11 protein-coding genes and 2 tRNA genes are annotated in these 12,093 nt (G+C 44.3%); 5 read left to right on the forward strand and 8 right to left on the reverse strand.

From position 1 onward, the window contains the following. Window positions 1-104 precede the first annotated feature (104 nt). A complete protein-coding gene (ppk1, locus tag L3V30_RS20080; protein WP_005391598.1) occupies window positions 105-2,195 on the forward strand; it encodes a polyphosphate kinase 1 in 2,091 nt (696 codons plus the stop codon). Further along, a complete protein-coding gene (gene ppx, locus L3V30_RS20085; protein WP_237309649.1) occupies window positions 2,179-3,684 on the forward strand; it encodes an exopolyphosphatase in 1,506 nt (501 codons plus the stop codon). The genes ppk1 and ppx overlap by 17 nt, the downstream gene beginning before the upstream one ends. A gap of 34 nt (window positions 3,685-3,718) precedes the next feature. On the opposite strand, the gene L3V30_RS20090 is transcribed toward ppx, so the two are convergent. Genes L3V30_RS20090 through phoB form a run of 3 tightly spaced genes read right to left on the reverse strand, consistent with a single transcriptional unit; the run spans window position 3,719 to window position 6,706 of the window. Then, a complete protein-coding gene (locus L3V30_RS20090; RefSeq protein ID WP_237309651.1) occupies window positions 3,719-4,678 on the reverse strand; it encodes a phosphate ABC transporter substrate-binding protein in 960 nt (319 codons plus the stop codon). Further along, window positions 4,678-5,976, reverse strand: a complete 1,299-nt coding sequence (gene phoR / locus L3V30_RS20095; RefSeq protein WP_139060323.1) for a phosphate regulon sensor histidine kinase PhoR — start codon at window positions 5,974-5,976, stop codon at window positions 4,678-4,680. Before phoR ends, L3V30_RS20090 begins: the two co-directional genes overlap by 1 nt. 40 nt (window positions 5,977-6,016) lie before the next feature. Next, complete coding sequence (phoB, locus tag L3V30_RS20100; protein WP_005381752.1) at window positions 6,017-6,706, reverse strand: phosphate regulon transcriptional regulator PhoB; 690 nt, start codon at window positions 6,704-6,706, stop codon at window positions 6,017-6,019. Window positions 6,707-6,930: 224 nt separating this feature from the next. Between phoB and rdgC the strand changes: the two genes are divergently transcribed. From rdgC to L3V30_RS20115, 3 genes are all read left to right on the forward strand, one after another. Further along, a complete protein-coding gene (gene rdgC / locus L3V30_RS20105) occupies window positions 6,931-7,845 on the forward strand; it encodes a recombination-associated protein RdgC (protein ID WP_005391604.1) in 915 nt (304 codons plus the stop codon). Between the two features lie 165 nt (window positions 7,846-8,010). Next, complete coding sequence (gene yegQ / locus L3V30_RS20110; protein ID WP_237309652.1) at window positions 8,011-9,411, forward strand: tRNA 5-hydroxyuridine modification protein YegQ; 1,401 nt, start codon at window positions 8,011-8,013, stop codon at window positions 9,409-9,411. Window positions 9,412-9,413: 2 nt separating this feature from the next. Then, window positions 9,414-9,668, forward strand: coding sequence for a YfhL family 4Fe-4S dicluster ferredoxin (locus L3V30_RS20115; protein WP_031780214.1), 255 nt, complete (start codon window positions 9,414-9,416; stop codon window positions 9,666-9,668). 42 nt (window positions 9,669-9,710) lie between these two features. Here L3V30_RS20115 and L3V30_RS20120 read toward each other — a convergent pair whose 3' ends face one another. The 5 genes from L3V30_RS20120 to L3V30_RS20140 form a co-directional block, all read right to left on the reverse strand. Beyond that, entirely contained in the window at window positions 9,711-10,019 is a 309-nt protein-coding gene (locus L3V30_RS20120) for a hypothetical protein (protein WP_005391608.1), read from the reverse strand. Window positions 10,020-10,341: 322 nt separating this feature from the next. Beyond that, complete coding sequence (gene mepA, locus L3V30_RS20125; protein WP_237309653.1) at window positions 10,342-11,178, reverse strand: penicillin-insensitive murein endopeptidase; 837 nt, start codon at window positions 11,176-11,178, stop codon at window positions 10,342-10,344. Window positions 11,179-11,190: 12 nt separating this feature from the next. Then, on the reverse strand, window positions 11,191-11,523 hold the full coding sequence (locus L3V30_RS20130) for a DUF1904 domain-containing protein (protein ID WP_237309654.1): 333 nt from the start codon (window positions 11,521-11,523) through the stop codon (window positions 11,191-11,193). A gap of 336 nt (window positions 11,524-11,859) precedes the next feature. Beyond that, window positions 11,860-11,936, reverse strand: a tRNA-Trp gene (locus L3V30_RS20135). 35 nt (window positions 11,937-11,971) lie between these two features. Next, window positions 11,972-12,048, reverse strand: a tRNA-Asp gene (locus L3V30_RS20140). Window positions 12,049-12,093 lie beyond the last annotated feature (45 nt).

Below are 12,093 nucleotides of genomic sequence, written 5' to 3' on the forward strand. Positions count from 1 at the left end.
ATGCGTGGTATGAAATAAATCTGTAATGAAAATCTCATAATGTTCTCACTCATCCATTTTTCCAAGATGAGTACGTATTACTTCACTTTTGGCTAGGTAAGGTTATGAGCGCAGAAAAACTATATATAGAAAAAGAACTTAGTTGGTTGTCTTTCAACGAACGAGTATTACAAGAAGCTGCCGATAAAACCGTCCCTTTGATCGAACGTATTCGCTTTCTTGGGATCTTTTCCAACAATTTAGATGAATTTTACAAAGTACGCTTTGCGGACGTGAAGCGCAGAATCCTAATCAGCCAAGAGCGCGGTGGCAGTGATAGCCCTAAACGACTGTTAACCAAAATGCAGTCGAAAGCACTCAAGCTTAACGAACAATTTGATGAGCTTTACAGCGAATTGATTCGAGAAATGGCGCGACGTCGCATTTTCTTGGTCAACGAGCAACAACTGGATGAATCGCAACAAAAGTGGATCGCGAAATACTTCCGTAGAGAGGTCATGCCGCATATCACTCCTCTGCTAATGAAAGATGAGATCGATGTTCTGCAATTTCTCAAAGACGAGTACGCTTACATCGCCGTAGAGCTACGTAAAGAAGAACATTACCAATACGCTCTGATCGAAATTCCGACCGATCACCTTCCCCGCTTTGTGATGGTACCAGAACAGAAAGGAAAGCGTCGAAAAACCATCATCTTACTTGATAATATTATCCGCCATTGTTTGGACGAGCTGTTCAAAGGCTTTTTTGATTATGATGAGCTTAGCGGCTATGCGATGAAAATGACGCGTGACGCCGAATACGATTTACGCAATGAAATCGAGTACAGCTTGCTTGAACAAATGTCAGAGGGTGTCAATCAGCGACTGACAGCAAAGCCCGTTCGCTTCGTCTACGAACGTGATATGCCGCCCCAAATGCTAGAGTTTCTTTGTAACAAGCTCAATATCTCTAATTACGATAACCTTATTCCCGGCGGCCGCTATCACAATTTTAAAGACTTCATTGCGTTTCCAAATGTTGGGCGAGAGTACCTTGAAAATAAACCGCTTCCGCCAATGAAATGCGCCGATTTCGAAGGTTACGCTAACAGCTTTGATGCGATTAAAGCGAAAGATATTCTACTCTATTACCCCTACCACACTTTTGACCACATTAGTGAGTTGGTACGCCAAGCCTCCTTCGATCCGAAAGTGCTTAGTATCAAGATTAATATTTACCGTGTCGCGAAAGATTCTCGCTTGATGAACTCGTTAATTGATGCCGTGCACAACGGCAAAAACGTCACCGTGGTCGTGGAGCTGCAGGCTCGCTTTGATGAAGAAGCCAATATCGAATGGTCAAAAGTGTTGACCGAAGCTGGTGTGCACGTCATCTTCGGAGCGCCTGGCCTTAAGATTCACTCAAAGCTACTGATGATCAGTCGCCGTGAAGGTGAAGAAATTATTCGCTACGCGCACATCGGCACAGGCAACTTCCATGAGAAGACGGCACGAATTTATACCGACTTCTCTCTCCTTACCGCAGATCAAGAAATCACTAACGAAGTTCGTAATGTCTTCGGTTATATTGAGAATCCATACCGCCCAGTGAAGTTCAACCACCTCATGGTATCTCCACGTAATTCTCGAACCCAAATCTACCGCTTAATTGATAATGAAATTGCGAATGCCAAGCTAGGAAAGAAAGCCGCTCTTACGATCAAGGTCAATAACCTAGTCGATAAGGGCATCGTCAATAAGCTATATGGAGCAAGTACGGCGGGGGTGAAAATAAATATGATCATTCGCGGCATGTGCTCATTAGTACCGGGCATTGAGGGGATCAGCGACAATATTCGCATCATCAGTATTGTTGACCGCTTTTTGGAACACCCACGCGTGGTGATTACCCATAACGATGGCGATCCGCAAGTCTATATCTCTTCTGCTGACTGGATGACAAGAAATATCGATCACCGCATTGAGGTGGCGGCGCCAGTCCGTGATCCACGTTTGAAACAGAGAATTATTGATATAACGAATATCCATTTTACCGATACAGTAAAGGCTCGTTTTATAGATAAGGAAATGAGCAACGCTTATGTACCACGAGGTAATCGCAAAAAAGTTCGTTCTCAAATCGCTATCTATGACTATCTTAAAAATATAGAAAAGCAAACTAGAAAACAAAATTCAGATGCCTCAAATACTTGAACAAGATACTCGCTACATTGCCGCGATAGACCTCGGCTCAAACAGTTTCCACATGGTGGTGGCCAAGGTTGTAGGCAGTGACTTACAACTGGTTAGCCGTCATAAACAGCGTGTTCGCTTAGCATCAGGACTCGACAGTGAATTGAACTTAAGTCATTCCGCGATGGAACGTGCGTTAGAGTGCTTAGCCATGTTCGCTGAGAGACTGCAAGGGCTTGATGAGTCGAATGTGCGTATCGCCGCGACACACACACTAAGACGCGCTAAAAATGCTCATCTATTCATTGAGCGTGCGAAAGAAGTGATGCCCTTCCCAATAGAAATCATCCCAGGGGAAGAAGAAGCCCGCTTGATTTACTTAGGTGTCGCTCACACTCAAGTAGAGTCAAACTCCAAGTTGGTCGTTGATATTGGCGGCGGCAGTACCGAAATGATCATTGGACAAGAGTTTGAACCTGAGCTTCTCAACAGTAAACAGATGGGATGCGTCAGCTTTACAGAGCAATATTTTAAAAACGGCAAACTGTCTGGGAAAAACTTTAATAAAGCGATGTTAGCCGCCGAGCAAAAACTCGAGTCCATCGCTTCAGCATACCGTAAAAAAGGCTGGGATATCGCTCTCGGCTCATCAGGAACCATCAAAGCGATTCAAGAAGTGCTAGTAGGATTAGGTTTTGAAGATGGCCTGATCACCGCGAAGAGACTGGACACGCTTATTGAAACTCTGTGTAATTTTGATTCAATTGAAGAGATTGAACTGACAGGTTTAACAGAAGAACGTAAGCCCGTATTCGCGGCAGGCGTGGCGATTTTGTCCGCGATTTTCAAAGCGCTTCGCATTGAGCAGATGTTTTTCTCCGATGGTGCTCTGCGCGAAGGTCTGTTGTACGAAATGGAAGAGCGTTTTGCGCGCTCCGATATACGTATGCGCACAACTGAAAATTTAGCCAACAAACACCGGGTTGACTTAGAACATGCTGCTCGTGTTAAAGGCCATGCACGTGAGATGTTATGTCAGGTGTGCTCTGAACTAGGCATTAAGAAAAAGAGTGAGTTATTTGACTTACTAGAATGGGCAGCATTGCTTCATGAAGTCGGATTAAGTATCAACTTACGTAGCTTCCATCGCCACTCTTTCTATATTCTGTTGCATTCCACTCTTCAAGGCTTCAACCGTGAACAGCAATTAGTGCTCGCAACATTAGCCCGCTTCCAACGCAAAGCACTTAAACTGCAAGAACTGCCAGATTTCAACCTCTACAAACAAAGTGACGTGATAAGCCTCATCAAAATATTACGACTTTCTATCGTATTAAATGGACAGCGTAACGAAGATCCATTGCCTGACATCACTTTATCCATCAAAAATGATGAATGGATTCTTACGTGCACAGATAAAGCATGGCTAGAAAACAACAAATTGCTTCATGCTGATTTGCAGGAAGAACAAGAACGTTGGGACAGCGCGAAGTGGACACTCACTTTCTGATCTCGTGCTGTTCATACCTAAACAAAAAGTCGGCTTACAGGCCGACTTTTTTTAACTCTTCTTCTGCAAAATCTGCCGTGATGGGCACATAACCATCTTTCTCAACCAACGCTTGCCCCTGAGCGGAGAAAATAAAGCGAATAAACTCGGCTTCTATTGGTGTTAATGGGTAATCCGGGTGCTTATTCACATATACATATAAGTAACGTGATAGTGGGTACTTACCACTAACAATATGTTCTCGCGTTGGCGTCACATAGTCATTCCCCGTTTTTGCCACCGGAACCAAGCGTACACCTGCTACTCGATAACCAACACCAGAATAGCCAACTCCACTGATGGTTGAGGCAACAGCTTGCACAACTGACGCGGAGCCTGGCTGCTCATTAACTCGTGTTTTAAAATCGCCGCCACATAAGGCATTGCTTTTGAAGTAACCATAAGTTCCAGAAACGGAGTTACGACCAAACAACTGTACGTTGCGCTTTGCCCACTGTGATTCAAGACCGAGTTGCTGCCAGTTAATGATAAATTGACTTTCACCACAGCGCAGTGTTGCAGAAAACAAAGCATCTAACTGACTAAAGCTGAGCCCTTGAATTGGATTGTCTTGATGGACAAAAATACCGATAGCATCGATCGCAACCCTAAGCGCCGTTGGCTTGTAACCATGTTCACGTTCAAACGCTTCAACCTCTCTTAAACGCATCGGGCGACTCATGGGACCAAACTGAGCTGTTTGTTCGGTCAATGCAGGGGGCGCCGTGGAAGAGCCAGACGCTTGGACTTGCGCATTAATATTCGGGTAAATGGATTTAAACTCTTCAACCCAAAGTGTCGTCATGCCCGCAAGCGTATCGGAGCCGACAGAGAGCAAGTTCCCAACAATCCCAGTCGTTTTATGATAATTCGGCAATGGCTTATCTTGAGCGACAGCCATACAGGAACAAACAAGCGCGAATAAACTGAATGTTTTTGCCAATCGTAACGCCATTATTTCACCACCAAACGCTCAGGTAATACGAAAGAAAACTTACTACCCACTCCTACTTCACTGTAAATTTCCAAATGAGAATCATGGTGGCTCAGCGCATGTTTCACAATAGCCAACCCTAACCCACTCCCTCCGGTATCGCGTGATCTTGCTTTATCGACGCGATAAAAACGCTCAGTAAGTCGGTGGAGGTGCTGAGGCTCTATACCATCACCACTATCCTCCACCTCTAAGCATGCGCCTTGAGATGTTTGGAACCAGCGAACATTAATGTTAGCGCCAGGCGGTGTGTATTTGACAGCATTATAAACGAGGTTAGAGATAGCACTACGTAGCTGGTCATCATCGCCCAGTACGCGTAGGCTAGCATCAACATCAAATTTCAATTTATGTTGGTTGTCCCCACTAAGGCTGACCGCCTCTTTTTCTAGTACTTCGAGCATCGCAGGTACATTCACGACTTCTTCAAGCTCATGCATAGGTGCCGCTTCAATTTTAGATAGCGTCAGTAGTTGGTTCACCAAACTGTTCATGCGGTTGAGCTGCTCCGTCATAACACCATGCGCTTTGCTCCACATTGGGCCCACAACCATGTCAGGGTCTTCTGTCATCTCCAAATAACCTTGCAGGACCGTCATTGGTGTACGCAGTTCATGAGAAACGTTAGCAAAGAAATTACGGCGCATTCCCTCAAGTTGTTTTAACTGGCTAACATCACGCACCACCATCAAATGTTCACCTTCGGTATACGGTACGATACGTAGTTCTAGCATGCGTTCGACATTGAGTGGTGAACGCATTTCCAATGGCTCAGAGAAGTCTTTCTTGTTGAGGTACTTGATAAAATCAGGCGTACGAATGAGGTTGGAGATAGGTTGACCAGAGTCTTCCGGCCAATGGAAACCCAATAAGTGTTGAGCCAGTTTGTTACACCAAACGATATTGCCTTCAGCACGGAACACCACGACGGCATCGGGTAACGATTCCGCACCATTTCTAAATCGGCGAATGAGATTAGTAAGCTCTTTGCGTTTACGGCGTTGACGCTGCTGTAAGCGATACAAGCCATTGAACAAAGATTCCCAGTTACCGCTACCAGACGGTGGCGTCAGGCGCTTTTCATCCCATAACCAAGAAGATAAACGTACTTGGTTATGCAAATGCCACACAAGCTGCAATGCCGTAGCTGCCAAAAGCAACCACGGCATATAACCGAATATCCAACCTACTATCACCCATGGGGTGTAAAAAAAAGCCAGCTCCCAGGCCAGCTTTTTCCACGTTAATCTTTCAACCACTCATAACTCCAGAAATGGTACCGATAAGCTGCGTGTTAATTTATGCTTTTGTCGAGAAGCGGTATCCAGCACCACGAACAGTTTGGATCAGCTTATCATGACCTGCGGCTTCCAATGCTTTACGCAGGCGGCGAATATGAACATCGACCGTACGATCTTCGACATACACGTTAGTACCCCAAACATTGTTTAATAGCTGCTCACGGCTGTACACACGCTCTTGATGCGTCATGAAAAAATGCAGCATTTTAAATTCTGTTGGGCCCATATCTAATGGTGCATCATTAGCCGTGACACGGTGTGATACAGGATCAAGCTTCAATCCCTGCACATCAATTACGTCTTCCAATGCGGTCGGGGTTACGCGACGAATCACCGCTTTTAAGCGGGCAACCAACTCTTTAGGAGAAAATGGCTTAGTAATGTAGTCATCCGCACCGACTTCTAAACCGCGCACTTTATCTTCTTCTTCACCACGAGCGGTAAGCATCACAACTGGAATGTTGCGCGTTAATTCCTCTCGCTTCATGTGTTTGATGAAGTTAATGCCGCTGCCGCCTGGTAACATCCAATCCAGTAAAACTAAATCAGGGAAGGGTTCAGCCAGTTTGGTTACTGCAGTATCGTAATCTTCCGCTTCTACCGCTTGGTAACCTTTCTGCTCAAGTACGAAGCACAGCATTTCGCGAATAGGAGCTTCGTCTTCAACAACCAGAATCCTTCTAGACATAATTGAGTAACCTTATGTTCGTTGAGCTAATGAATTTAAGAGACAAAGCGCCCCTCTATGCATAAGCATTATCACTACCAATTATGACACTTTTGTGACCTTTGAAAACAAATTTTCATATAACTTTCTTTTGAGGTTCATTCGGATATTTTTCATTTCTATTAAGACATCAGCACAAAAATTCCCTATGATTAGTCCCTTGTCATCAAGCCTAGAGAAGATTTATGTGGTTTAAAAACTGTCTGGTATACCGCGTTAACCGCGAGGTTACTTTCAACGCCGAACAACTAGAAACTCAACTGTCTGAATTCCGATTCACCCCATGTGGCAGTCAAGATAAACAGAAATTTGGCTGGGTCAGTGCAATGGGTAGACATGGCGACATGATGACTCACGTGTCAGAAAACCGCATTCTGATTTGCGCCAAGAAAGAAGAGAAAATGCTACCTGCCTCAGTGATCAAAGAGTCATTGAATGCAAAAGTAGAAGCAATGGAAGCGCAAGAAGGTCGTCCTCTGAAGAAGAAAGAGAAAGACAATCTGAAAGATGACATCGTAATGGATTTACTGCCTCGCGCATTTAGCCGTAGCAGCCACACTCACGTGCTCATCATGCCAAAAGAAGGGTTCATCCTTGTTGACGCAAGCAGCTACAAAAAAGCGGAAGACGTATTAGCACTACTTCGTAAAACCATGGGTAGTTTACCTGTTGTTCCTGCCATTCCAGAAGTAGCGATTGAAACAACGCTAACCGAGTGGGTGAAAACGGGCGACACACCTCAAGGTATCACCATGATGGACGAAGCAGAGCTAAAATCCGTGCTTGAAGAAGGTGGCGTGATTCGTTGTAAGAAGCAAGAGCTGACCACAGATGAAATCCGCAACCACATCGCAGCAGATAAAGTCGTAACGAAGCTTGCACTTAATTGGCAAGATCGTATTGAATTCATCATGACAGAAGATGCGGGTATTAAGCGTCTAAAATTCTCTGATGAATTGAAAGATCAAAATGACGATATTCCACGTGAAGATCAAGCGGCTCGATTTGATGCAGACTTCTCTCTGATGTGTGGGGAGTTCAGTGCTTTCCTACCCAACCTATATGATGCGCTAGGCGGCTTACCAAATCCTAACGCTTAACATTGTATAAAGGTTAACCATAACGCCCTCACTTTTTTTGAGGGCGTTTTTCTATCTGAAGCACAATTACCCTAGTCACAGTTCACATTTTAACGTAAAATTTGCGCCCCATTTCCATTAGGTGGAATTGGCCTGACTTGTGATCAGATAAAAGAGAATTGAGCAATGACAACTGAGAAAGCATTCGTACCTGAGCTACTGTCTCCTGCGGGAAGCCTGAAAAACATGCGTTACGCATTCGCCTACGGCGCAGATGCAGTTTACGCTGGCCAACCTCGCTACAGCCTCCGCGTACGTAACAATGAGTTTAACCACGAAAACCTAAAAATCGGTATCGATGAAGCGCATGCTCTAGGCAAAAAGCTTTATGTGGTATGTAACATTCAACCACACAACTCGAAGCTAAAAACCTTCATCCGTGATCTTAAACCAATCGTAGAAATGGGTCCTGACGCATTGATCATGTCAGATCCAGGCCTAATCATGATGGTTCGTGAAGCTTTCCCAGAAATGCCAATTCACCTTTCTGTACAAGCAAACGCTGTAAACTGGGCGACTGTTAAGTTCTGGGCAGCTAATGGCGTGGAGCGTGTGATCGTTTCTCGCGAACTATCTTTAGAAGAAATCGAAGAAATTCGTGAGCATTGTCCTGAAACTGAACTTGAAGTATTCGTTCACGGTGCATTATGCATGGCTTATTCTGGTCGTTGCCTACTTTCTGGTTACATAAACAAACGTGATCCTAACCAAGGCACTTGCACCAACGCGTGCCGTTGGGAATACAAAGTGGAAGAAGGCAAAGAAAACGACGCTGGTGATATTGTAGAGAAATTTGACCCATCTGAAGCACAGCCTGTCGAAGTACAAGACGAACGCCCTGAAACCACAATTGGTCGTGGTAAACCAACGGATGAAATCGTTCTACTTTCTGAAGCGCACCGTCCAGAAGAAAAAATGGCAGCGTACGAAGATGAACATGGTACTTACATCATGAACTCTAAAGACCTGCGAGCAGTGCAGCATGTTGAGCGCCTAACCAAGATGGGTGTGCACTCGCTGAAAATCGAAGGTCGCACTAAATCATTCTATTACTGTGCTCGTACTGCACAGGTTTACCGCAAAGCAATTGATGACGCTGTAGCAGGCCGACCATTTGATGAAAGCCTAATGGGTACACTAGAGAGCCTAGCTCACCGTGGCTATACCGAAGGCTTCCTACGTCGTCATACTCACGACACCTACCAGAATTACGATTACGGCTACTCAGTCTCTGATGCTCAACAGTTTGTCGGTGAGTTCACTGGTAAACGTCGTGGCGATATGGCTGAAGTAGAAGTGAAAAATAAATTCCTTGTCGGTGATAGTCTTGAGCTAATGACGCCAAAAGGTAATGTTGTTTTCACGCTAGAAGCGATGGAAAACCGTAAGTCAGAGTCTATTGAGGATGCCAAAGGGAATGGTCACTTCGTCTTCATTCCAGTACCAGCAGATCTAGATTTAGAATACGGTCTATTGATGCGTAACTTAAACTCAGGGCAGGACACCCGTAACCCGACTGGTAAGTAATCATGGCTTTGCTCATTACTGACAAATGCATTAACTGCGACATGTGTGATCCCGAATGCCCCAATGGGGCAATCAGCATGGGAGAAAGCATCTTCGAAATTGACCCAGCTCTATGTACAGAGTGTAAGGGACATTACGAAAAGCCGACCTGTCAGTCAGTGTGCCCGATTACAAAATGCATTATCACAGACCCGGATCATGTAGAAACAGAAGAGCAGTTACTGGAGAAATTCGTGATTATTCAAGGGTTAGCATAAGAACAAGTAGGTTCAACTTTGGAGACAAAGTTGAACCTTTTTTTAACCCGACTTTTCAATAGGATAGATATTACAAAACAACTCTTTTTCAAAATGAGACTCTAACCGATCTCGCCAATTTTCAGCTTGGGAAACCGGTACAAGATAAAAGTTTTCTCGGCTCGTATCCGTAACGAAAGCCATTCCATATTGCATCAGCTCGTAATGCACATCATTAACAAAACCGGGATCAAGACGCTGACGTCCTGTCAGATGGTTTACATCAACCCGAGTCAATAAGACCCCTTTTGTTTCACTGCTAAATCTGTGTCTTAACCACTCTGCAAATTCTTTTGCACAAATCATAGTCATGGTTTTATCCTTGATTTACTCTTCTAGCAGGAGAAGTATCCATTCCTGCCTCACACACTTGTCTGCCTTGTTATTGCTTCGCTAGCCAACTGACAGACATATTGCTAAGAAACCAAAGTATCGTGACGAAAGATCTTTCTAAACAGAGAAGTTACGACTTATCTATACTACAACTCTTTGTTTAATTTAGATTTCTATATTATGTCACCAAAACTAATTAGGTTAGTTTTTGTATTGGTATTATTCACTGTAGACAAAAGTATGATGTTTCTCCAGTTTCATAAAAGAGATACGTAAGGGAATATAAACCTGTAGAGTCACTCTAGTTAGTAGAGATAAGTGATTGGCATTGCGGTGGAATCGCTTTTTTTCGCTTGGGCTTAGTAATAACTTTCGCAGACGGAGGCTTATCGATAGGCTTAACTTTCGGTCCCCAACTAGCAAGCTCTACCCCGCAACCATCACCAGCGGGAGGCAGAGCTTGTTCAACACAATAGCCACTCGACTCAGGACAAGATAACCTGACGTGGAAGTGGTAATGATGCCCCCACCAAGGGCGAACTTTACGTAACCAAGAACGTTCTTTGCCTTCTTCTTGCGAGCAAAGCTGCTCCTTAATGACAGGATGTACAAAAATTCGTGCAACCCCCTCACTCTGTGCAGCATATCGAATCAGCCTAAAGTGCCTATCTTCCCAGCGATGGTTAAGTATGGAATAGCCTTTTAAGTCCACCACACTCATTGGCTTAGGGAGTTGTAATTCGTTATAAGAAAGCGGTTGGTCAGCGAGTCTTAACCAGATATCAATATCTAACCCAGTTTGGTGACTAGAATGGCCAGAAGAAAACCTTCCTCCTCGTGGTAAAGACAGATCACCTATAAGCAGCGTTGTGTTGAGATTTTGATGAGCTTGAAGCGCTAGGTTTTCAATAAATTCTATCGTTTTAGGGTGCCCATAGTAGCGTTTCGTTTTACTACGTAAAACTTGATAACCAACGCCATCAAGAGGCAAAGGTAATGCGCCATCCAAACAACCGTTGGCATAACTACCAATAGAGGAAGAAGAGTTTCGGGTAGGGTTAGCAACAGACTCCCAAGGAGTAGAGTATACAGAAGCTGAGAAACATAAACCCAAAGATACAATGAAACTCAGCTTCATAGCTTTTAGCCTTTAGTAGTGTTCGCCATTATCGTAATAAGCTTTAGGGGATAAAGCTGAAAAGATAACTGCAACATCAATATCCGCACCAGCAATACCACAAACTTGCTGTGTAATAAGCTTAGCAACTTTATCTTGTACTTCCTGACCACGATCAAACCAAAGCACTTCGACAAAAGGATATGCAGCACTCACCTCGCCCTCATTGAAAAACGTAGTGTAGATATACTCAAAAGTAAAATCCTCACGCGGACAGTCCATAAGAGGCTGAAGTTCATCCGTCAGAGGCTTTGATAGTGCCTGAACAGCTTGCGGCTCTACAGCACGGAATCGAAAATGTGGCATAAACTTACTTCCTAATTATTAGCATTAACTCATGATAATAACAGGAACCAAGTCAGTAATCATCCAAGCCAATGTAACCACTAACCTTTTCTATACACGTCATATAGATCAAGTAGTAAATCAACTAGCTCACTAACGAAGAATAATGGGAGTATGAACAGAGGTAAGAAGGGGTAAAACGATACACCGAAGCTTAGTGACGCAATCTATTGCAAGGGAAAATAGAATGGCTTAAGTCACCGATGTAATATGTTCTTAAGATCAATGTGCATCAGATGTCGACAACTATTCGCTAGAAACGAAAAAGGCTCTGACCTAAGTCAGAGCCTTGATATATGGCAGGGGTGGAGAGATTCGAACTCCCAACACGCGGATTTGGAATCCGCTGCTCTGCCAATTGGAGCTACACCCCTGCAGTTCGTGTTTAATGAGACGACTCTCAAATAAGTGGCGGAGTGGACGGGACTCGAACCCGCGACCCCCGGCGTGACAGGCCGGTATTCTAACCAACTGAACTACCACTCCGCAGTGGTATCACTCGCTTGTAATCAGCAAGTGTCCAAAATTTAA

This window comes from Vibrio sp. A1-1 (genome assembly GCF_021728175.1).
Classification (GTDB): Bacteria; Pseudomonadota; Gammaproteobacteria; order Enterobacterales; family Vibrionaceae; genus Vibrio; species Vibrio diabolicus.